Source organism: Solilutibacter silvestris (genome assembly GCF_050574925.1).
Classification (GTDB): Bacteria; Pseudomonadota; Gammaproteobacteria; order Xanthomonadales; family Xanthomonadaceae; genus Solilutibacter; species Solilutibacter silvestris_A.
Window position 1 is genome coordinate 412,125 of record NZ_JBCMOO010000002.1, and the last position, 20,747, is coordinate 432,871.

The window sequence follows — 20,747 nt, forward strand, 5'->3', positions numbered from 1 at the left end:
AGGCAAACACGCCCGGATCAAACTTGAGCCCTTGCCCATTTCCCGCATGACCGACTTTGCGCATGGCGCCAAATAGCGACCACGGGAATCCCGGGCGAGATGCGGGACAATAGCTGGTCACGCCCATTCCCCGTCCACATGTCCCTACCCGAACACACGCCATTGATGAAGCAATATTTCGCCGCCAAGGCGGAACATCCCGACGTGCTGCTGCTGTTCCGGATGGGCGATTTTTACGAACTTTTCTACGACGATGCGCGACGTGCGGCGAAATTGCTCGATATCACCCTGACCCAGCGCGGCCAGAGCGCGGGCCAGCCGATCCCGATGGCCGGTGTTCCGGTCCACGCGTATGAGGGCTATCTCGCGCGGCTGGTGGCACTGGGCGAATCGGTGGCGATCTGCGAGCAGATTGGCGACCCCGCGACATCGAAGGGGTTGGTCGAACGCAAGGTCGTCCGCATCGTCACGCCTGGCACGGTGACAGATGAAGCCCTGCTGCAGGATCGTCGCGACACGTTGCTGATGGCGGTGGCTCACGGTCGCGATGGCTACGGCCTCGCCTGGGCCGACCTCGCCGGCGGCCGGATGATGGCGGCGCAACTGCGCGATGCCGATGCACTGGAGGCGGAACTGGCGCGACTCGACCCCGCCGAGTTGCTGATTGCCGACGAAGACGGTTGGCCGGATTACGTGACGCAACGCGGCGGCGTGCGCAAGCGCGCGCCATGGCTGTTCGATGCCGACAGCGGTCGCCGCAAGCTGATCGATTTCTTCAACGTGCACGACCTCGGTGCCTATGGCATCGAGGACGCGCCGTATGCGATCGCTGCCCTCGGCGCATTGCTGGGTTATGTCGAAGAGACGCAGAAGCAGCGCCTGCCCCACCTCACTTCGATCGCGGTCGAGTCGGGCGACGATGCCATCGCGATGAACGCGGCGACGCGGCGCCATCTCGAACTCGATACCCGCATCGATGGAGATACGAAGAACACGCTGCTCGGCGTGCTCGATTCCACCATCTCGCCGATGGGCGGACGTCTGCTGCGACGCTGGCTGCACCGCCCACTGCGCGACCATGGCATCGTGCGCGAACGCCAGCATGCGGTCACGACGTTGCTCGGCTCGGGGCGACTGGAAGATTTGCGCGAAACCTTCCGCGGCCTCGGCGATCTCGAACGCATCCTCACCCGCATCGCCCTGCGCAGCGCACGCCCGCGCGATCTTTCCACCTTGCGCGATGGCCTGGCGCTGACGCCGCGCATCGCCGGATTGCTCGCCGGCCTCGATTCGCCACGCCTGCAAGCCCTCGCGACCGAACTCGGCCAACACGACGACATCGCCCGCCTGTTGAAAACCGCCGTAGTCGCGCAACCACCGCTGCTCGCCCGCGATGGCGGCGTGATCGCCGAAGGCTACGACGCCGAGCTCGACGAATTGCGCACCTTGTCGACCAATGCCGACCAGTTCCTGATCGACCTCGAACAACGCGAGCGCGAAACCACCGGCATCGCCACCCTCAAGGTCGGCTACAACCGCGTGCATGGCTATTACATCGAACTGGGCAAGGCCCAGGCCGAAAAAGCGCCGGTCCATTACACGCGCCGGCAGACGCTGGCCAATGCCGAACGCTACATCACCGAGGAGCTGAAGTCTTTCGAGGACAAGGTCCTGTCGGCCCGCGAACGTTCGCTGGCGCGCGAGAAACAGTTGTACGACGGCTTGCTCGATGCCCTCAACGTCGATCTCGAACCGTTGAAGCAGTGCGCCGCGGCGCTCTCGGAACTCGATGTCCTCGCCTGCTTCGCCGAGCGCGCCGATGCACTCGACTGGCGCGCCCCGGAACTGGTCGCGGCGCCGCAACTGCACATCGAACGCGGACGCCATCCCGTCGTGGAAGCGGTGCGCGAGGATCCGTTCACGCCCAACGACCTCGACCTCTCGCCCGATCGCCGCATGCTGGTCATCACCGGCCCCAACATGGGCGGCAAGAGCACCTACATGCGCCAGATCGCGCTGATCGTGCTGCTGGCCAACATCGGCAGTTTCGTTCCGGCATCCAGTGCGCGCATCGGTCCGGTCGATCGCATCCTGACCCGCATCGGCGCCGGCGACGATCTCGCCAAGGGGCAATCGACCTTCATGGTCGAAATGAGCGAAACCAGCTACATCCTCCATCACGCCACCGCGCAATCGCTGGTATTGATGGATGAAATCGGCCGCGGAACCTCGACCTACGATGGTTTGGCGCTGGCCGATGCCTGCGCGCGCCATCTCGCCGAAACCAATCGCAGCTTCACCCTGTTCGCCACCCACTACTTCGAACTGACTGCGCTCGCGCAGGCGGACAGCGGCATCGCCAACGTCCATCTCGATGCCGTCGAACACGGCGACACGCTGGTGTTCATGCATTCGGTAAAGGACGGCCCGGCCAACCGCAGTTTCGGTCTGCAGGTCGCCGCGCTCGCCGGCCTGCCGAAATCCGTGGTGCGCGATGCCCGCGCACGTCTTGCCGAACTCGAACAGCATGGCCGCGACGAGACGGCTGCCCAAGCGCCGATGACCGCGGCAGTGCTCGACAACCCGCAACAGATCGGCCTGTTCGCGCCACGTTCCGCGGCACTCGATGCGCTTGCCGGCATCGATCCCGACGAACTCACGCCGAAGCAGGCACTGGAAGCGCTGTATCGCCTCAAGGCGCTGGGCTGATGCGACGCAATGGGTGTGATTGACGCGATCAATCGATAAACCTGATCGATTCCAAAGCAATTATCGATTTCCAATCGTAATCACCGTCGGCTAGTGTCAGGGCTCCTACAGGAGCCCGCGCGATGAAGAAAACCGACAAGACCCCGTCCAGATCCAAATCGAGTCCTGCCAGCGTGACGCGGGCACGCGCGAAAGCGCAAAAGACCTTGAGCACGACACCGGCGGAACACCACGGCAAATGCCCGGTGACGCACCTCACCACGCAATTTGGCGCGCCGGTGGTCGACAACCAGAATTCGATGACCGCCGGACCGCGCGGTCCACTGCTGATGCAGGACGTGTGGCTGCTGGAGAAGCTCGCCAACTTCAATCGCGAAGTGATTCCGGAGCGTCGCATGCACGCGAAAGGTTCCGGCGCATTCGGCACCTTCACCGTGACCAAGGACATCAGCAAGTACACCAAGGCGAAGATCTTCTCCAAGGTCGGCAAGAAGACCGAGATGTTCGCGCGCTTCACCACCGTGGCCGGCGAACGCGGCGCCGCCGACGCCGAGCGCGACATCCGCGGTTTCGCCCTGAAGTTCTACACCGAGGAAGGCAACTGGGACCTGGTCGGCAACAACACGCCGGTGTTCTTCCTGCGCGATCCGCGCAAGTTCGGCGACCTCAACAAGGCGGTCAAGCGCGATCCCCGCACCAACCTGCGCAGCGCCATCAACAACTGGGATTTCTGGACGCTGCTGCCGGAAGCCTTGCACCAGGTGACGATCGTGATGAGCGACCGCGGCATCCCGCGCAGCTATCGCCACATGAACGGGTTCGGCTCGCACACCTACAGCTTCATCAACGACAAGGACGAGCGTTTCTGGGTGAAGTTCCACTTCCAGACCCAGCAGGGCATCGAGAACCTGACCGACCAGCAGGCGGCGGAGATCGTCGCCGGCGATCGCGAAAGCCACCAGCGCGACCTCTACGACGCGATCGAACGCGGCGATTTCCCCAAGTGGAAGATGTATGTGCAGGTGATGCCGGAACTCGATGCCGACACCTACCACATCCATCCATTCGACCTGACGAAAGTGTGGCCGAAGAAGGACTACCCGCTGATCGAAGTCGGCGTGTTCGAATTGAACCGCAACCCGGAGAATTTCTTCGCCGACGTCGAGCAGAGTGCATTCGCGCCGAGCAACCTGATCCCCGGCATCGGCCCCTCTCCCGACAAGATGCTGCAGGCGCGGCTGTTCGCCTATGCCGACGCGCAGCGCTATCGCCTGGGCGTGAACTACCACCAGATTCCGGTGAATGCCGCGCGTTGCCCGGTGCACAGCAACCATCGCGATGGTGCCGCGCGCATGGACGGCAATTACGGCAGCCTGCCGCAATACGAACCGAACAGCTTCGGCCAGTGGCAGGAACAGCCGCAGTATCGCGATCCGCCGCTGCGCATCAACGGCGACGCCGACTTCTGGAATTTCCGCGAGGACGACGACGATTACTTCAGCCAGCCGCGTGCGTTGTTCCGCCTGATGGACAAGGACCAGAAACAACGCCTGTTCGACAACACCGCACGCGCGATGGGCGATGCCCCCGACTTCATCAAGCAGCGCCATGTCGATAATTGCACCAAGGCCGATCCCGCCTACGGCGCCGGCGTGGCCAAGGCGTTGAAGGCACGGGCCGCGGAGATGAAGAAAACGAAACCCGCTGGCAAGACCATGCCCGGCATGCTCAAGGGCGGACCGGGTGGCGAGGACGTGACCGTCTGAGTCGCGGCAAGTCGCAACGCAAAACGGGCAGCTTGCGCTGCCCGTTTTCGTTTGTGCCCGACGATCAAAGGTGGCGGATGTCCGCCGGCGGATTCATCCAGTTGTCGTTGCGCCCATCGGAATGACGAACCGGGCCCGACATCAATTCATCGATGCTGGCATCGTCCAGGGTATTCACCTGCACCGAGAGGAAATCGCCGCCGGCTTCCGGAATATGGCCTTGCGTATACAAGGTGACTCCGCATTTGCTGCAGAAGCGGTGGTGCAAATTGCCGCCCGGCCATTCCTTGCCGTAATCGGCCAGCGCATCCTGCCCTTGCAGCACCTGGAGGTTGCCGGCGCGTGCGCTCCAGTTGCGGATCTTCAGGCAGTACGTGCAATTGCACTTGCCGGTGCCCTGCGAAAGATCCAGGTCGGCCTGGTATTTCACCGTGCCGCAATGGCAGCTGCCGTGGTAGGTCTTGTTCATTTCGTCTCTCCTCTCAGGCCGCGGCCTTCATTCCCGGGTGGGGATGATCGGCCAACAGCATATTGTCGATCTCGCTGGCGCGCGCGAACGCGAGGCGCGCGGCATGCAACCCCGCAAATCGGCCGAACTCGGGAGTCGGCTCGATCATGCCGCTGCGCATGTAGAAGCCGAGGAACGCAGCCGCATAAAGATCGACAGCCGTGAAGTGGTCGCCGGCCAAATGGTTCCTGCCGGCCAGCGCGCGTTCCAGCGTCGCCAGCGCATCGCCTTCATTGCCGTAGCCCGCGTGCATGGCTTCCGCGAAATGACCGGTCCGCTTGGCGGTGAGCATGGCTTCGGCCGGTCCCGCCAGGAAATACAGCCAGCGATAGTAGTCTCCGCGCGCTTTTGATCCGATCGCCGGCGCCAGCTTCTTCTCCGGCACGAGATCGGCAAGATAGGTGCAGATCGCCGCATTCTCGGTGATGACGGTATCGCCGTGCTTCAAGGCCGGGACCTTGCCCATGGGGTTGATCGCCAGGTACTCCGGCGACTTCATGCTGGTGTTGAAATCGAGGATCACTTCGTCATAAGGCAAGCCGGTTTCCTCGAGCATCCAGCGCGCCACGCGACCGCGTGACATCGGGTGGGTGTACAGCGTCAGGGTCAGTGCATCGCGCATCTCGAGCATCTCCGGTGGGGGTGCATGCACGATAGCCCGCCATGCTGACAGAATCTGTCAGCAGTGATCAGTCCTTCGATCCGTAACCGCTCTGGTCGCGCCAGCGCCGCATCAAGGTGGGTCGACGCACGCTATAGCGCTGGTTGCTGTCTTCCAGCGAGAGCACGCGGTCGGCGCGGAAATGACGGAAGTCCTGGCGCAGTTCGCACCAGGCCGCGAGCATCCGCACATTGGCGAAAAACGCCATCGCGAATGGCCAAATCCTGCGTTCGCTGGTATTGCCGTGGAGGTCGACATAGCGCATCACCACCACATGCTCGTCGCGGATGGCCCGTCGCAGGACCGGCAGCCACGGCTCGTCCGGCGCCTGTTCGCGGTTCTTCGGAACCAGCAGGCCGCTGGTTTCGATCTCCAGCCGCAAGGTGTCCGGCAGTACCGAGGCCAATCGTTGCAAGGCGTCATTGGCGGCCTGCGCCAGTTCGGCATCCCCCTGCAGCGACACCCAGCGCGCGCCCAGCGTCAATGCTTCCAGTTCGTCGCGCCCGAACATCAGCGCCGGCAACAGGTAGCCATGGCGCAGCATGTAGCCGGTACCGGGATCGCCCTCGATGTCGGCGCCCTGCTCGCGCAGCAAGGCGATGTCGCGATAGACGGTGCGCAGGCTCACGCCCAAGCGCTCCGCCAGGCGCGCGCCGGTCAGGGGCCGACGCCTGCTGCGCAACAGGTCGAGCAGGCGCAACAGGCGCGAAGCACGACTGCTCACGCGGAGGCGAAATGAGGGGTTGCGGGCATCCGCACAGCGTACACGCTGCCATCGCCTGCGGTTTTGTGGATTGGCCCACGGTTCCGGGCCGCCACAACACATGGCCGTAACAATCGCCCCCTTAAGTTGGCGTCACCATTCAGGGGCCTCGCCCGTTCAACAGGACATCCGCAAGATGAGCATGATCGAAGACATTCTTTCCCAGATGCAGGGCGCACCGACGCAGCAGGTGGCCAGCCAGCTGGGCGTGGACCCGTCGCAGGCCCAGCAGGCGATCGGTGCGGCGTTGCCGATGATCATTGGCGCACTGGGACAGAACGCCAGCCAACCCGGCGGTGCCGAAGTGCTGGCCAGCGTGTTGGGCGCGAATCATGGCGATGCCGCCGGTGGCGGTCTCGGCGGACTGCTCGGCTCGGTGCTGGGTTCGGTCACCGGTCAGCAGGCGACCACGCCGGCGACCGATGGCGGCGGCATCCTCGGCCACATCTTCGGCGGCCAGGAACAACAGGCATCGAACCAGGTCGGCCAGGCGACCGGCCTCGGCAGCGACCAGGCACAGATGCTGATGAAGATCCTCGCGCCGATCGTGATGGCCTACCTCGCCAAGCGCATGTTCTCGCATCCGGACAGCAACAACGCGAACTCGGTCAGCGACGTGCTGCAGCAGGAACAGTCGCATGTCGATTCCGGCGGCGGCCTGCTCGGCCAGGTGCTCGGCAGCCTCGGCGGCGGCGGTGGACTCGGCGGCCTGCTCGGTTCCGTGCTCGGCGGACGCAGCTGACGCCGAATCGCTGTCACATCGAATGACGAAGGGCCGCATCATGCGGCCCTTTCGTTTATGTGTCCTTTCTTTCACTCTGCTTTCGGTGTCGCGACGACGTCACTCGCCGGCAACAAAAGTGTCAGAGCGAATTCTTAAGGTTTCGTTTTTCGACTCCCGGACGAGACCATGCGATCGCAGCAATTCCTGCGCACGACACTTTCCCTTGCCGTGCTGGCGGCAATCGCTGCGCCCGCATATGCCACCGACAAACCGGACGGCGCCGGCGATCCGCAGTCGCATGGTCGCGCACCACAGGTTCTCCAGGAAATCGAAGTGCGCGGCTCGCGGCAGGAAACCGCATCGAGCCTGTCGCCCAGCCAGGCCGATCTCGACATCATGCAGCCGAAGTCGACGGTTTCGCTGGACTGGATCAGCAACCACACCGCGCCGACCGCCGATTACGCCACCATCGCCAACATCACGCCGGGCATGAGCAACATCAGCGTGGCCGGTCCCGGCCTCGGCGAAGCCAAGCAGACCACGCTGCGCGGCTTCAACGACAACCAGTACAACGTCACCTACGACGATATCCCCTTCGGCGACACCAACGATTTCAGCCACCACAGCAGCAGCTATTTCCCGGCCAAGATGATCGGCGAAGTGTCGGTGGATCGCGGTCCGGGCGGCGCCAGCCAGCTCGGCGAAGCGACCTTCGGCGGCACCATCGCGCTGCGCTCGAAAGATCCCCGCGACACTTTTTCGTTCACCCCGACGCTGACCTACGGCAGCTACGGCACCGAGCTCTACCACTTCGAACTCAACACCGGCCGCTTCAGCGACAGCCAGGACAGCGGCAAGCTGATCGCCAGCGCGCAATACAACTCCACCGACACCTACCGCACCAATTCGCCGATGTCGCGCCGCACCACCTACTTCAAGTACGTGCAGCCCGTCGGTTCGCGCACCGAGCTGACCTTCCTCAGCAACCACAACGGCATCCGCTTCAACAATCCCGACAAGACCACGTTGACCCAGGACCAGATCAACATGCTGGGCCGCAACTTCGGCCTCAACAACGACCCCACCAGCACCGACTGCGCCTGCTACAACTACCAGACCAAGCGCACCGACCTGGAATACTTCGGCATCGACAGCGCGCTGACCGATCGCTGGCACCTGTCGAACAAGCTCTATACCTACGCCTACGCCAACGACAGCCACGAGGCGCCTTATGTCGGCACCAAGGCGTCGAAGACCAACATGGGTGGCTACGACAAGGTCAACAATTACCGTGCCTGGGGCGATGTCCTCACCCTGTCCTACGACACCGCCAGCGGCCAGTTCCGCACCGGCCTGTGGCACGAACGCACCAGCAACGACCGCTCCAGCATCGCGCTCGATTACGGCAATGGCGGCGCGATCGACGTCGACCCCAAGAAGCCGTTGTTGAACGGCCAGAGCAGCGCCTACAAGTACGTGATGCGCGACTGGCTGACGGTGAACCAGCTGTTCGCCGAATACGAATGGCGGGTCACGCCCGCGTTGACGGTGACGCCGGGCGTGCGCGGCCTGCAGGTGAAGCGCGAAATCGAGGCGCCGATCAACCAGACCACGCGCACCCCGTTGAACTACGACCAGACCTGGAGCCGCGCCCTCGGTTTCCTCGGCGCGAACTATGCGTTCACGCAGACATGGAGCGCCTACGGGCAAGTGGCGCAGGGTTTCCTGACGCCCAACCTCAACCAGTTCTACGTGCCGAATCCCGCCGAGAACAAGACGCGGCCGCAGGAAACGATGAACTACCAGTTCGGCACCGTGTTCCGCAACGAACGCATCGTCGCCGACGCCGACGTCTATTACATCGATTACAAGAACTATCCGATTTCGGCGGTCGATCCGGTCACCAAGGATCCGGTGTTCTACCTGGCGCAGGGCGCGACCATGCGCGGCGCCGAAATCGAAGGCTCGTTCCTGATCGCCCGCGGGCTGTCGCTGTTTGCCAATGCGTCCACCATCGACGCGCGCTTCAAGAACTCGCACCTGCGCATTCCCAACGTGCCGTCGTCGACGGCCGCGATCGGCTTGAACTACCAGCAGGGCGGCTTCAGCGCATCCTTGAACGAGAAATATTCGGGTGGCCAGCGCGCCTACGTCAGCGGCTACAACCCGGATGACGCATCGACGGTGACCTTCACCTCGCGCAGCCAGGGCTACTGGCGCGCTGCGCTGGCATTGGGCTACGGCCAGAACCTTTCCGGCAGCTGGCTCAAGGACTGGAAGATCCGCCTGCAGGTCGACAACCTCTTCAATGCGAAGCAGCAGGTGGTGGATTCGGTGAAGAAGACCACGCCGTATTACCTGGTGCTGCCGGAACGCTCGTGGTTCGCCTCGATTTCCTTCTCCATCTGATCGTGGGTACCGGGAAAATGCGCATGCGATTCCTCGCCCCCGCCCTGTTGCTGGCATTCGCCGCCGCACCGTCCTTCGCCAAGGACAAGAAGGAGTCCGCGGAATACGTCCATTACCTGAGCGATGCCCAGATCGCCGCGGCGGTGGAACTGCTGCCGCCACCGACGACAATGGGCAGCGCCGAGGACATCGCCGACCGCGAAGTCACCGAGCGCACGTACGTGGCACGGAATGCAGCCGATGCCGCGCTCGCCGCGAAGGAGGAGTCGTTCGACGCCTTCGACTTCGCCACGGTGCTCGGTTCCGGTTTCGACAAGGCGAAACTGCCGCGCACCGCTGCATTGTTCGGTGATGCCAAAAAGATCCTCGCCCTCGCCAAGAACGCCGGCAAGGACAAGTGGAAGCGCGAACGCCCGTGCCCGGTGAATTCCTGCCAGTGGGATCCGGAGAAGGACGCAGCCGACTGGAAGAATCGCGACTACGGCTATCCCAGCGGGCACTCCACCCGCGCCACCGCGTTCGCATTGCTGCTCGACGCGATCTTCCCCGCGCGCAAACCGCAACTCGACGCCTTCGGCCAGCAGGCCGGATGGCGTCGCGTGATCCGCGGCGTGCACACACCGCAGGACATCTATGCCGGTCGCGTGCTCGGCCAGGCGATCGCGCGCGATCTGCTGGCGAATCCCGACTTCCGCAAGCAGTTGGCGGAAGCCGCCAACGAGTTGCGTGCCGCCGGATTCAAGGACGCCACGACGCCGTGACTGGGCGGTGATGTGCATTCAGACGGCTGGTGGCATGCTGGCGTTTCCGCATCCCCGGCCATCATGATGACGCGTCCTCTCCTGCGCCCGACCCTCGGCCTGTTCGCGACCACCCTGCTCGCTGCGTGCGCGCAACAACCCGTGCAGTCCGCTGCACCGGCGCCCGTGGTCGTGGCGCCACCCCAGCCTGTCGCAGCGGCACCGGCGCCAGCGGCGCAAGAGCTACCTCCTGCGCCAACGCCCGCGGCGGTGCAACCGGCACCGAGCGCCGAGGAACTCGCGCAGTTCAAGTCGTGCATGACGGGCTTGCGCGAACCGGCATTGGCGGCGGGCGTGGAATCGAGTGCATTCGATCGCTATGCGATGAGCGTGACGCCGGACATGACGGTGCTACCGCTGCTCGACCGCCAACCGGAATTCACCACCGCGATCTGGGACTACCTCGCCGGGCTGGTCGACCAGAAGCGTGTCGATGATGGCCGCGCGATGATGACGAAGTACGCCTCGACGCTGTCGCAGGTGCAATCGCGCTTCGCCGTCGATCCCGCCACCGTCACCGCGGTATGGGGCGTGGAAAGCGATTTCGGCCGGATCAACGGTCGTCGTCCGTTATTGGTGTCGCTCGGCACGCTGTCGTGCTTCGGTCGTCGCCAGACTTATTTCCGCAGTGAATTCTTCGAATTGCTGAAGATCGCCCAGCGTGGCGATGTCGCCGCCGACGACCTCAAGGGCTCGTGGGCCGGCGCGTTCGGGCAGACCCAGTTCATGCCGTCCACCTACAACCGCATGGCGGTCGATTTCGATGGCGATGGCCGTCGCGACCTGGTCCACAGCGCACCGGATGCGCTCGCCTCCACCGCGAATTACCTGCTGAAATCGGGATGGCGCGAAGGCCAGCCGTGGGGCTATGAAGTGAAGCTGCCATCCGGCTTCGACAGCGCACAAGCCGGGCGCAAGAATCGCAAATCGTTGTCGCAGTGGCAGTCGCAGGGCGTCAGGCGCGTTGATGGCCAGGCGATTCCGCTGGAACCGGACACGCCGGCCGCGGTGTTGTTGCCGGCGGGCGCCAACGGCCCCGCCTTCCTGGTGTTCCGCAACTTCGACGCGATTTATGGCTACAACGCCGCCGAGAGTTACGCGCTGGCGATCGCGCTGCTGTCGGATCGCCTGCGTGGCGGAACAGGATTGCGCACGCCGTGGCCGACGGACGATCCCGGCCTGTCGCGCGCCGACCGCGTCGAACTGCAGCGCCTGTTGCTCAAGCGCGGCCACGCCATCGGCACACCGGACGGCGTGCTCGGCACGGCCAGCCGCGCCGCGATCCAGCAGGAACAGCAGCGCCTCGGCATGACGATGGATGGCCGCGCCGGGCAGAAATTGCTGAAGGCGCTGCGCGACGGCCGCTGACGGATTATCTGCCCTTCGGGGCCAGCACCAGCACCGAGAAACTGCCGTCGATCATCGGCGGCCGCTTTTCTCCCGCCGTCGCCGGACCGAACTTGGCGGCAACGGTATAGGCGCGATGATCGCTGTCGTCGAGGATGATCGTGCGCGCGGACGTCTGCGTCGGCAGCGACTGCACCTTGCGGAAACGGTCACCACCTTCGACGCGGACCACATCAAGCGCACCGGTCTTTCCGAGCGGCACCAGCACGCTTTGCGTCGCGGGATCGAAGGCCGCACCATCGGGACCTTCACCGATCGCAACACGTGCAACCGCACGTCCATTGTCGGCGTTGGTCACCGCCAGCAGCTTGTTCTGGCAGGTGGAGAACACCCTGCGATGCGCGGCGTCCATCGCGATGCCCGAAGGCTCCTCGCAACCGTCCATCTTCCAGGCGTGTGTCACCTTCGCCGATGCTGCATCGAGTTCGACCAGCTGCGCCGTACTCTCGATATTGAGGAAGATATGGCCACGCCCGTCCGCGACCGCCAGCTCGGGATTGCCGTCGAAGGCGATCGTCGCGACTTCCTTGCCGCTCGCAGTATCGAGCACCGAAGCATTGTTGCTCTTGGCGTTGAACACGAACAGGTGGTGGGAACCGGCGTCGTACAACACCGCGTCAGGTGACTTGCCGTTGACCGGCAGATCGCGCACGCGCTGCAGCGTCACGAGATCGAATTCGGTGACGCTGTTGGACTTGCCGTTGGTGGTGTAACCGTGGCCATTCGGACCGATCGCAATGCCGTGCACGCCATCGGTGCCGGCAATCGTGCCGGCTTCCTTGCCCGTTGTTATATCGATCACCTGGACGCGATCGCCACGGCTGACGAACAGATGGTGGTGCGCGGAATCGACCGCGAGCAGATCCCAGTGCCCGGCGCCGGACACCGGATAGCGCGCCGCCACTTCATATTGAACCGTCTTCGCGGAAGTCGCTGCCATCAATGGCGATGAAACGGACAGGATCGACGCCAGTGCCAGCAGCTGCTTCATCGCGATGTCTCCGGAGGGATCGGCGGATCATAGACCCGCGCGATCGCCGGAATCTTTCAGAGACCTGACAGCGCCTGCTCGAAATCGGCCCAGAGGTCTTCGACATTCTCGATGCCGACCGACAGGCGCAGCATGCCGGGGGTGATACCGTACTTGCCGAGCGTCTCGACCGGCAGCGAACGATGGGTCAAACCGGCCGGATGCTGGATCAGCGTATCGACGGCGCCGAGGCTCACCGCCGGCACCATCAGCTTGACCGAATTCATCACCTTCGACGCGGCAGCGTTGCCGCCCTTGAGGTCGATCGCCATCAGCGAGCCGGGACCGTTCATCTGCGTGCCGACCAGATGCGAATTGTTCACCGTGCCGAGGCCGGGATAAAACACTTTCGCCACCGCCGGATGTTGCGACAGGCGCTTGGCGAGCTCGATCGCATTCGCTTGCGCGCGTTCGACGCGCAGACCCAGCGTCGGCAGGCCGCGATGGATCAGGAACGCCGCCAGCGGATGCAGGTTGGCGCCGGTGGACACGCGCACCTTGCGCAGCGGCTTGGCCAGTTCTTCCGAGCAGCAGACCACGCCGGCGATGACGTCGCCATGACCGCCGAGGAACTTGGTGGCGCTGTGCACCACGTAGGCGGCGCCGAGTTCGAGCGGACGCTGCAGCACCGGCGTCGCGAAGGTCGAATCGACCATTACCGGCACCTTGCCGGTGGCCTGCACCACGGCGCGGATATCGACCAGGTCGCAAGTCGGGTTGGCCGGCGTCTCGATCACCACCAGCGTGGTGTCGGGACGGATCTTGGCGGCGATCTCGTCGGCGCCGACGAACTCGGCATCGAAGCCGAGCAGGCCGTTGGCGAGCAGGCTGTCGGTGGCGGCGTACAGCGGACGCACGATCAGCACGTGGTTGCCCTGCGCACGACGCGACAGCAGCAGCGCGGTGATCGCTGCCATGCCCGATGCGAACGCGATGCAGGCATCGGCGCCTTCGAGTCCGGCGATCGCTTTTTCGACGCGCGCCACGGTCGGGTTGTGGAAGCGGCCGTAGATGGAGTTGGCGGCTTCGCCCTCGCCCGCCCCGGCCAGGGCCGCGAAGCTGCGCGTGCCTTCGTCGAAATCCGGGATCGGATAGGTGCTGGAGAGATCGATCGGCGAGGCATGCACGCCCATGGTCTTGAAGTCTTCGCGGCCACCATGGACGGCGCGGGTGTCGAAACCTTTCATCGCAACAATTCTCGATCGGAAAGACCAAAGACTACCCAATCTTCGGTCATGGCATGATGATCCGAACAATATTCGGAATTCCATCCAATTTCCCATGCTCGACCGAATCGATCTCAATCTCCTGCGCCTTCTGCGAAAGAATGCGCGCCTGCCCAACAAGGAACTGGCCGACCTCAGCGGCGTCGCGCCCTCCACCGCGCTCGAACGCATCCGGCGCCTGCAGCAGAACGGCACCCTGCTCGGCTACCACGCCGAGGTCGCGCCGGCGGCGGTCGGCATCGGCCTGCAGGCGATGGTCACGGTGCGCCTGCGTCGCCACTCGCGCGCATTGGTCGACAGCTTCCACACCCACCTGCTCGGCCTGCACGAAGTGATGGCGTTCTACCACCTCGCCGGCGCCGACGATTTCCTGGTGCATGTCGGTGTCCGCGACAGCGATCACCTGCGCGAATTCGCGTTGTCGGCGTTCACCGAACGCGACGAGGTCGCGCACATCGAGACCCATCTGATCTTCGAGTTCCGGCGCAATCCGGGACTGCCGGTGTATTCCGCTCAGGGCGATTGACGGCCCGATCGCGCGAACACCAGGTCGATCGCCTGGTCCATCGAGATGTTGCCGGCGCGGAATTGCTGCACGCGCTTGTCCAGCGGCTTGCCGCCGGCCATGCAGGTCGCAAGGAAGTCGCCACCGGTATCCACCCGCAAGGTGAAATCCTGCGCGCCGGGACGCCAACCGCGACTGCCGGCGATGCGATAGCGCAAGCCGGTCCAGTCGACGCCGTTGCCGGTATCGAGCGACTTCACCACCGATTGCCGTCCCTCGTCCATGCACGCCGCATCGCCGACGCGCCGGATCAGCTGCGATGGCTTGGCGCCCGCCTCACCCGTCGTTGCCGGCACGTAACTGTGGCGGATCGTCACCGCGCGTCCCGGTGCGAACCACTGGTCCCAGGCGTAGGTTTCGCGCAACTGGAAGCGCGGACGTCCCTGCCTGTCGAACCACGCAGCGGGCAGCGGCAATTTCCCCGCGGGCGCCTGGCCGTCGCGCAGGAAGGCGATCAGTTCCGATTCCTTCCAGCCCATCGTCGCGATTCGCCACGCGATGTCCTTGTCGCCGAGCATCACCGTCAATTTGCGCACCGGCTTGATCGCCATGCCGTTCACCGCGAAGCGCAGGTCCCGAATCCCGTCCTGCGCATCCGTCTCCTGCAGACGCATCGGCGGCATCGTGAAGACCACGGGAACGAATTGCCTGTCCTTGGAGGTTCCGGTGAACACGTCCTCGACCACGATGCGTTGCCGCGAGATCGTCAGCATTTCCTTGTCGAGGCGGATGTCGGCTTGGCGTCGCAAGGCGATTCCAGGGTTGATGTCGCCGGGCAGCGCATCTGCCGCAAATGCCGGTGATGCCGAAAGGAAAGCCACGCAGAGCGCCGTCCGGCGCATCACCCAGAGCATCGTGTTCCGGATCATCGCGATCTCGTCGTCATCGTCAGCCACAAGGGTAAATCACAAGGCGTCGATGTCGCCCAGCGCCCGGATCAGCCGCCGCGCCCGCTTGTCCGGCCTGCCCTCGGGCGGCGTGTACCCGGCGCGCGCCGCGGCGGCGGCCGCGCGGGTCTCCGCACGCGCCGCGATCGATTCGGGATCCTCGACATACAGGGTTTGCGCGACGCTCGCCGGGCCACGCTGCTCGCTCAATCCGCGCACGGTGATCGCGAAGACTTCCTCGCCACGCGTGACCTGCAGGCGCTCGCCCGTGCGCACCACCCGCGACGGCTTGGCGCGCTGCCCATCCACTTCGACGCGACCGACCTCGATCGCCTGTTTCGCCAGCGATCGCGTCCTGAAGAAGCGCGCCGCCCACAACCAGATATCCAGGCGAACAGCCGTCAGTGCGACATCGCCGGTCACGCCTCGTCCACCCGCTGCGACTGCAGTTTTGCGATCATCCTGCAATGAACCAACCCGATCCCGATTCGCGGACACCCGCCGCAGCATCCGCGCCGGCACGCCCGGCGTCAACCACGCGCGACCTCACCCAGGGACCGATCGCCAGCACCCTGCTGAAATTCGCGCTACCGATCCTCGCCGGCAACGTGCTGCAATCGCTCAACGGCTCCGTCAACGCCGTGTGGATCGGGCGCTTCCTCGGCGAGGACGCGCTCACCGCCGCCGCGAACGCCAACAGCATCCTGTTCTTCCTGATCGGATCGGTGTTCGGCATCGGCATGGCCGCGACCATCCTGATCGCGCAGGCGACCGGCGCGCGCAACCTCGAGCAGGCGCGCCGCGTCATCGGCACCAGCGCGACCTTCTTCATCATCGTCTCGCTGGCGATCGCCGTGCTCGGCCTGCCATTCGCACGGCACATCCTCGCTGCGATGGGCACGCCCGCATCGGCATTGCCGCTGGCGGAAGACTATCTGCGCATCATCTTCCTGGCAGTGCCGTTCCTCTATCTGTTTTCCTGGGTCAGCGCCATCCTGCGCGGCGCCGGCGATACCCGCACCCCGTTCTCCTTCCTGCTGCTGGCAGTCGCGCTCGACATCGTCTTCAACCCGCTGCTGATCTTCGGCATCGGCCCCTTCCCGAAACTCGGCATCGCCGGTTCCGCGCTCTCCACCCTGATCGCCAATGCCGTGAGCCTCACCGCGTTGTTGTGGTGGTTGCGCCGCAAGGACCATCACCTGTGGATCGAGTGGAAGGAACGCGCGTTGTTCAAGCCCGATCCCGCGATCCTGCGTGCATTGATCGTCAAGGGCGTGCCGATGGGCCTGCAGATGGTGGTGATCTCGCTGGCGATGATCGCGATGATCGGCATGGTCAACAGCCACGGCATCGACGTCACCGCCGCTTACGGCGCCGCCGGCCAGTTGTGGACCTATGTGCAGATGCCGGCGATGGCGATCGGCGCCGCGTGTTCGTCGATGGCCGCGCAGAACGTCGGTGCCGGCAACTGGTCGCGCGTCGATGCCACCGCGCGTGTCGGCACGCTGTTCAACTTCCTGCTCACGGGCATCCTGATCGCGCCGATCATCCTGTTCGACCACGCCACGCTGTCGCTGTTCCTGCCGCCGGGCAGCCCATCGATCGAAATCGCGCGCCACCTCAACCACATCGCGATCTGGGCCTTCATGTTCTTCGGCGTCACCATGGTGCTCGCCGGCGTGGTGCGCTCGACCGGTGCGGTGATGCCGCCGTTGCTGATCCTCAGCTTCGCCTTGTGGGGCATCCGCGTGCCGTTCGCGAAATGGTTGCAACCCACGCTGGGGATCGACGCGATCTGGTGGAGTTTCCCCGCGAGTTCGGTGTGCTCGATGCTGATGTCGATGGCCTACTACCGCTGGGGTCGCTGGCGCCAGGCCAAGATGCTGCAACAGCCGGCAGCGGTCGCCGTCCCCGCCGAAGTGCCATCGGAAGCGCCGACGCTGGTCGCCGACCAGCCCCCGCTCGACCGCGGCTGATCGCACTCACATCGCGGGACGCTGCGCCGCCTTGGGTTCGGCCACTTCCTGTCCCGCGCGCGCACGGCCCGACATCTCCGCGCCGGCGTCCGCAGGCAACTGCCACATCATGATTGCGGACAACCCGGAAATCAGCGCCACCAGCGGGAATGCGAGATAGAAGTTGTGGACGTCGGTGGTCGGCACGTGGCGCAGCCATCCGCACAATTCCAGGACGAGGCCGGCGACGGCAACGCCCATGCTCACCGACAGCTGCTGCATCATCGCCGCGAGGCTGCTGGCCTGGCTGATCTGCGGCTGTTCGACGTCGGCGTAACTGACCGCATTGAGGCTGGTGAACTGCAGCGAACGCACGCAACCGCTCACCAGCAACACCGTCATCACGACCAGATGCGGCGTCGGTGGACGGAACAATCCGAAGATCGCCAACGATGCCGACGCCACCAGCGCATTGAACACCAGCACGCGGCGGAACCCCCATTGGCGGATGATCCAGGCCGCGATCGTCTTCATGAACATCGCACCGACCGCCGACACGAAAGTCAGTCCGCCCGACTGCAACGGACTCAATCCGAAACCGACCTGCAACATCATCGGCAGCAGGAACGGAATCGCGCCAATCCCGATGCGGAACAGGCTGCCGCCGAGGACGCCGGCCTTGTATGTCGGGATGCGGAACAGCCGCAGGTCGAGCAACGGATGCTCCGCGCGTCGCGCATGGATGGCATAGGCGATCAACGCCGCCGTTCCTGTCAGCAACACCGCGATCGATGCCCACGCCGGGATCTGCAGGTGTCCGATCGAGGAAAAACCGAACATCGCAAACGCGAGGCCGAACCCCGACAGCAGGAAGCCGCGCCAATCGAGCGGTTGCACCGGCTCCTTCAACGCGGGGATGTAACGCCATGCCAACGCGATGCCGAGTGCGCCCATCGGCAGGTTGATCAGGAAAATCCAGCGCCAGTCGAAATACGTAGTGATGAACCCACCGAGCGGCGGTCCCGCCACCGGCCCGACCAGCGCGGGAATCGTCAGCCAGCTCAATGCCTGCACCAGTTCCGATTTCTCGACGGTGCGCAGCAGCACCAATCGTCCGACCGGCACCATCATCGCGCCGCCCATGCCCTGCACGAAGCGCGCGAACACCATCCACTCCAGCGACGGGCTGGCCGCACATCCCACCGACCCCAGCAGGAACACGGCGATCGCGCTCATGAAGGTCATGCGGGCGCCGAAACGGTCCGCGACCCAGCCGCTGATCGGAATGAACACTGCGAGCGACAGCAGGTAACTGGTGAGCACCAGCTTCAGCGAAATCGGATCGACCCCGTAGTCGTGCGCGATCGCCGGCAACGCCGTCGACAGCACGGTCGAATCCATGTTCTCGATGAACAGCGCACAGGCGACGATCAATGGCAGGCGTCGCGACGCCCTCACCGGATGGATGCCCGTATCAATGGAACCGCACAAACGCAAACGGCCGCCCTGAGGCGGCCGTCTTGCGCGTCACGCATGGCGAGATTATTCGCCAGCGGCTTCGGCGGCCTTGGCTTCGGCCTTGGCCTTGGCGACGGCGGCCAGATCCTCGCGGATGCGGGCAGCCTTGCCTTCCAGGCCACGCAGGTAGTACAGCTTGGCCGAGCGCACGTCGCCGCGACGCTTCACCTTCACCGACTCGATGACCGGGCTGAAGGACTGGAACACGCGCTCCACGCCATAGCCGTGCGAGATCTTGCGGACGGTGAACGAGGAGTTCAGGCCGGCGTTCTTGCGGGCGATGACCACGCCTTCATAGGCCTGCACGCGCTCGCGGTTGCCTTCCTTCACCTTGACGTTGACGATCACGGTGTCGCCGGGACCGAATTCCGGCAGCGCGCGACCCGCCTGGGCGGTTTCGAATTCGTTGATCAGGTTGCTCAGGGAGGGCTTGCTCATGGTGACACCGTGTTCTGTAGTTATTCTGTTGGGCGCGTCCCCAAGGGGTTCGCGGCGGTAAGCCAATTATTATAGGACGATCCCGTCCGCGGGATCAACCCGCCTAGGGCTCCAGCCCGTGCCCGCGCAGGAAGGCCAGGTCGGCGGCGGTCAGCCCTGCCCCGGCCAGCAGGTCCGGACGGCGCTGGGCGGTCCGCAGCAGGGATTGCTGGCGCCGCCAGCGGGCGATTTCGGCGTGATGGCCGGACAGCAGGACCTCCGGCACCTCGCCCAGGGCATGGCTGACCGGCTTGGTGTAGTGCGGGCAGTCCAGCAGCCCGTCCTCGAAACTGTCCTGGGCGGCCGACTCGGCGTCGTTGAGGGCGCCGTCCTGCAAGCGGGCGACGGCATCGACCACGACCGCCGCAGCCAGCTCGCCGCCGGACAGGACGTAATCGCCGATCGAGATCTCCTCGTCGACGCGGGCTTCGACCAGGCGTTCATCGACGCCCTCGTAGCGACCACAGAGGAGCGCGAGTCGCGGCATCGCCGCCAGTTCACGCGCTCGCGCCTGCGTGAGCGGACGGCCTTGCGGACTGAGGTAGACCACGTGCGCTTTCGCCGCGTCGTCGGCCTGCATGGCATCGAGCGTCGCCAGCAGCGGATCGATCATCATCACCATGCCGGGACCACCCCCGAAGGTGCGGTCGTCGACGCGGCGATAGTTGCCCTCGGCGTGATCGCGCGGATTCCAGCCGTGCAACGACAGCAGCCCGCGCTCCTGCGCGCGCCCGACCACGCCGAAGCCGGCGCACTGGGCGACGAATTCCGGGAACAGGCTGATGATGTCGATGCGCATGGCGCGGCTCAGAACTCGGGATCCCAATCGACGGTGATGCGGCCGGCGTCGAAATCCACGGACGTCACGTAATCGGGTTCCTTGAAGGGGATCATGCGTTCGCGCTCGCCTTCGACCACCAGCACGTCGTTGACGCCGGTGGATACGAGATGCGAGACGCGACCCAGCACGACGCCATCGATGGTGACGACGTCGAGGCCTTCGAGATCGACCCAGTAATACTCGCCCGGCGCGGGCGGCGGCAGCACGGAGCGCGGGACATAGAGTTCGGCGCCACGCAGGGCTTCGGCGCTGTCGCGATCCTCGATGCCGGGAATCGTCATCACCAACCCTTTGGCGGCGACACGACCACGGATATTGTCCAGCTCGCGTTCGTTGCCGCGCCCGTCACGCAGGGTCAACGGCGCGTATTTCAGCAACGACTGCGGCGGTTCGCTGAAGGATTCGATTTTCAGTTCGCCACGCACACCAAAGGCGCCATGCACCCTGCCAATGAGGATGCGGCGCCCGGTGTCGATCATGTGCGAGGTTGCCACGCGCGTC

Annotated in this window: 19 protein-coding genes; 8 read left to right on the forward strand and 11 right to left on the reverse strand. The window is 64.7% G+C overall.

What is annotated here, in order from left to right; translation table 11 throughout:
* Nucleotides 1-138 precede the first annotated feature (138 nt).
* Nucleotides 139-2,709 carry a DNA mismatch repair protein MutS gene (gene mutS / locus ABE093_RS02565; protein WP_430759286.1) on the forward strand — a complete coding sequence of 857 codons (2,571 nt, stop codon included), beginning with the start codon at nt 139-141 and terminating at the stop codon, nt 2,707-2,709.
* A gap of 122 nt (nt 2,710-2,831) precedes the next feature.
* The gene (locus tag ABE093_RS02570; RefSeq protein WP_430759287.1) at nt 2,832-4,475 is read left to right on the forward strand and encodes a catalase; all 1,644 of its coding nucleotides are present in this window, start codon (nt 2,832-2,834) and stop codon (nt 4,473-4,475) included.
* 64 nt (nt 4,476-4,539) lie between these two features.
* On the opposite strand, the gene ABE093_RS02575 is transcribed toward ABE093_RS02570, so the two are convergent.
* The 3 genes from ABE093_RS02575 to ABE093_RS02585 form a co-directional block, all read right to left on the reverse strand.
* On the reverse strand, nt 4,540-4,944 hold the full coding sequence (locus tag ABE093_RS02575; protein WP_430759288.1) for a GFA family protein: 405 nt from the start codon (nt 4,942-4,944) through the stop codon (nt 4,540-4,542).
* Between the two features lie 13 nt (nt 4,945-4,957).
* Nucleotides 4,958-5,605, reverse strand: a complete 648-nt coding sequence (locus ABE093_RS02580) for a glutathione S-transferase family protein (RefSeq protein ID WP_430760063.1) — start codon at nt 5,603-5,605, stop codon at nt 4,958-4,960.
* Between the two features lie 67 nt (nt 5,606-5,672).
* Nucleotides 5,673-6,368 carry a helix-turn-helix transcriptional regulator gene (locus tag ABE093_RS02585; RefSeq protein WP_430759289.1) on the reverse strand — a complete coding sequence of 232 codons (696 nt, stop codon included), beginning with the start codon at nt 6,366-6,368 and terminating at the stop codon, nt 5,673-5,675.
* 175 nt (nt 6,369-6,543) lie between these two features.
* Between ABE093_RS02585 and ABE093_RS02590 the strand changes: the two genes are divergently transcribed.
* From ABE093_RS02590 to ABE093_RS02605, 4 genes are all read left to right on the forward strand, one after another.
* Nucleotides 6,544-7,149 (forward strand): DUF937 domain-containing protein, encoded by a 606-nt coding sequence (locus ABE093_RS02590; protein WP_430759290.1) that lies wholly within the window; start codon nt 6,544-6,546, stop codon nt 7,147-7,149.
* Between the two features lie 168 nt (nt 7,150-7,317).
* Nucleotides 7,318-9,540 carry a TonB-dependent receptor gene (locus tag ABE093_RS02595; protein WP_430759291.1) on the forward strand — a complete coding sequence of 741 codons (2,223 nt, stop codon included), beginning with the start codon at nt 7,318-7,320 and terminating at the stop codon, nt 9,538-9,540.
* Between the two features lie 23 nt (nt 9,541-9,563).
* The gene (locus ABE093_RS02600) at nt 9,564-10,301 is read left to right on the forward strand and encodes a phosphatase PAP2 family protein (RefSeq protein WP_430759292.1); all 738 of its coding nucleotides are present in this window, start codon (nt 9,564-9,566) and stop codon (nt 10,299-10,301) included.
* A 66-nt stretch (nt 10,302-10,367) separates the two neighbouring features.
* Nucleotides 10,368-11,708, forward strand: coding sequence for a lytic murein transglycosylase (locus ABE093_RS02605; RefSeq protein WP_430759293.1), 1,341 nt, complete (start codon nt 10,368-10,370; stop codon nt 11,706-11,708).
* Between the two features lie 4 nt (nt 11,709-11,712).
* Here ABE093_RS02605 and ABE093_RS02610 read toward each other — a convergent pair whose 3' ends face one another.
* Nucleotides 11,713-12,738, reverse strand: a complete 1,026-nt coding sequence (locus ABE093_RS02610; protein WP_430759294.1) for a YncE family protein — start codon at nt 12,736-12,738, stop codon at nt 11,713-11,715.
* Between the two features lie 56 nt (nt 12,739-12,794).
* On the reverse strand, nt 12,795-13,964 hold the full coding sequence (locus ABE093_RS02615) for a trans-sulfuration enzyme family protein (protein ID WP_430759295.1): 1,170 nt from the start codon (nt 13,962-13,964) through the stop codon (nt 12,795-12,797).
* Nucleotides 13,965-14,058: 94 nt separating this feature from the next.
* Between ABE093_RS02615 and ABE093_RS02620 the strand changes: the two genes are divergently transcribed.
* On the forward strand, nt 14,059-14,529 hold the full coding sequence (locus tag ABE093_RS02620) for an Lrp/AsnC family transcriptional regulator (RefSeq protein ID WP_430759296.1): 471 nt from the start codon (nt 14,059-14,061) through the stop codon (nt 14,527-14,529).
* On the opposite strand, the gene ABE093_RS02625 is transcribed toward ABE093_RS02620, so the two are convergent.
* Both ABE093_RS02625 and ABE093_RS02630 read right to left on the reverse strand, forming a co-directional pair.
* A complete protein-coding gene (locus ABE093_RS02625; RefSeq protein WP_430759297.1) occupies nt 14,517-15,464 on the reverse strand; it encodes a DUF4424 family protein in 948 nt (315 codons plus the stop codon). The genes ABE093_RS02620 and ABE093_RS02625 overlap by 13 nt on opposite strands.
* A gap of 9 nt (nt 15,465-15,473) precedes the next feature.
* The gene (locus ABE093_RS02630; protein ID WP_430759298.1) at nt 15,474-15,878 is read right to left on the reverse strand and encodes an RNA-binding S4 domain-containing protein; all 405 of its coding nucleotides are present in this window, start codon (nt 15,876-15,878) and stop codon (nt 15,474-15,476) included.
* 44 nt (nt 15,879-15,922) lie between these two features.
* Here ABE093_RS02630 and ABE093_RS02635 point away from each other — a divergent pair, with 44 nt between their 5' ends.
* The gene (locus ABE093_RS02635) at nt 15,923-17,431 is read left to right on the forward strand and encodes an MATE family efflux transporter (RefSeq protein ID WP_430759299.1); all 1,509 of its coding nucleotides are present in this window, start codon (nt 15,923-15,925) and stop codon (nt 17,429-17,431) included.
* Nucleotides 17,432-17,437: 6 nt separating this feature from the next.
* On the opposite strand, the gene ABE093_RS02640 is transcribed toward ABE093_RS02635, so the two are convergent.
* The 4 genes from ABE093_RS02640 to rimM form a co-directional block, all read right to left on the reverse strand.
* The gene (locus tag ABE093_RS02640) at nt 17,438-18,868 is read right to left on the reverse strand and encodes a DHA2 family efflux MFS transporter permease subunit (protein ID WP_430759300.1); all 1,431 of its coding nucleotides are present in this window, start codon (nt 18,866-18,868) and stop codon (nt 17,438-17,440) included.
* Between the two features lie 84 nt (nt 18,869-18,952).
* Entirely contained in the window at nt 18,953-19,366 is a 414-nt protein-coding gene (rplS, locus tag ABE093_RS02645) for a 50S ribosomal protein L19 (RefSeq protein ID WP_430759301.1), read from the reverse strand.
* Nucleotides 19,367-19,469: 103 nt separating this feature from the next.
* Nucleotides 19,470-20,204: a tRNA (guanosine(37)-N1)-methyltransferase TrmD gene (gene trmD / locus ABE093_RS02650; protein WP_430759302.1), complete on the reverse strand. Its 735-nt coding sequence runs from the start codon at nt 20,202-20,204 to the stop codon at nt 19,470-19,472.
* An 8-nt stretch (nt 20,205-20,212) separates the two neighbouring features.
* Nucleotides 20,213-20,725 carry a ribosome maturation factor RimM gene (rimM, locus tag ABE093_RS02655; RefSeq protein ID WP_430759303.1) on the reverse strand — a complete coding sequence of 171 codons (513 nt, stop codon included), beginning with the start codon at nt 20,723-20,725 and terminating at the stop codon, nt 20,213-20,215.
* Nucleotides 20,726-20,747: the final 22 nt, after the last annotated feature.

What these genes read in the sequence shown, in the direction of transcription:
- mutS (WP_430759286.1), top strand. Translation starts at nt 139, where the DNA reads ATGTCCCTACCCGAACACACGCCATTGATGAAGCAATATTTCGCCGCC.
- ABE093_RS02570 (WP_430759287.1), top strand. Translation starts at nt 2,832, where the DNA reads ATGAAGAAAACCGACAAGACCCCGTCCAGATCCAAATCGAGTCCTGCC.
- ABE093_RS02575 (WP_430759288.1), bottom strand. Translation starts at nt 4,944, where the DNA reads ATGAACAAGACCTACCACGGCAGCTGCCATTGCGGCACGGTGAAATAC.
- ABE093_RS02580 (WP_430760063.1), bottom strand. Translation starts at nt 5,605, where the DNA reads ATGCGCGATGCACTGACCCTGACGCTGTACACCCACCCGATGTCACGC.
- ABE093_RS02590 (WP_430759290.1), top strand. Translation starts at nt 6,544, where the DNA reads ATGAGCATGATCGAAGACATTCTTTCCCAGATGCAGGGCGCACCGACG.
- ABE093_RS02595 (WP_430759291.1), top strand. Translation starts at nt 7,318, where the DNA reads ATGCGATCGCAGCAATTCCTGCGCACGACACTTTCCCTTGCCGTGCTG.
- ABE093_RS02600 (WP_430759292.1), top strand. Translation starts at nt 9,564, where the DNA reads ATGCGATTCCTCGCCCCCGCCCTGTTGCTGGCATTCGCCGCCGCACCG.
- ABE093_RS02605 (WP_430759293.1), top strand. Translation starts at nt 10,368, where the DNA reads ATGACGCGTCCTCTCCTGCGCCCGACCCTCGGCCTGTTCGCGACCACC.
- ABE093_RS02610 (WP_430759294.1), bottom strand. Translation starts at nt 12,738, where the DNA reads ATGAAGCAGCTGCTGGCACTGGCGTCGATCCTGTCCGTTTCATCGCCA.
- ABE093_RS02615 (WP_430759295.1), bottom strand. Translation starts at nt 13,964, where the DNA reads ATGAAAGGTTTCGACACCCGCGCCGTCCATGGTGGCCGCGAAGACTTC.
- ABE093_RS02620 (WP_430759296.1), top strand. Translation starts at nt 14,059, where the DNA reads ATGCTCGACCGAATCGATCTCAATCTCCTGCGCCTTCTGCGAAAGAAT.
- ABE093_RS02635 (WP_430759299.1), top strand. Translation starts at nt 15,923, where the DNA reads ATGAACCAACCCGATCCCGATTCGCGGACACCCGCCGCAGCATCCGCG.
- rplS (WP_430759301.1), bottom strand. Translation starts at nt 19,366, where the DNA reads ATGAGCAAGCCCTCCCTGAGCAACCTGATCAACGAATTCGAAACCGCC.
- trmD (WP_430759302.1), bottom strand. Translation starts at nt 20,204, where the DNA reads ATGCGCATCGACATCATCAGCCTGTTCCCGGAATTCGTCGCCCAGTGC.
- rimM (WP_430759303.1), bottom strand. Translation starts at nt 20,725, where the DNA reads ATGATCGACACCGGGCGCCGCATCCTCATTGGCAGGGTGCATGGCGCC.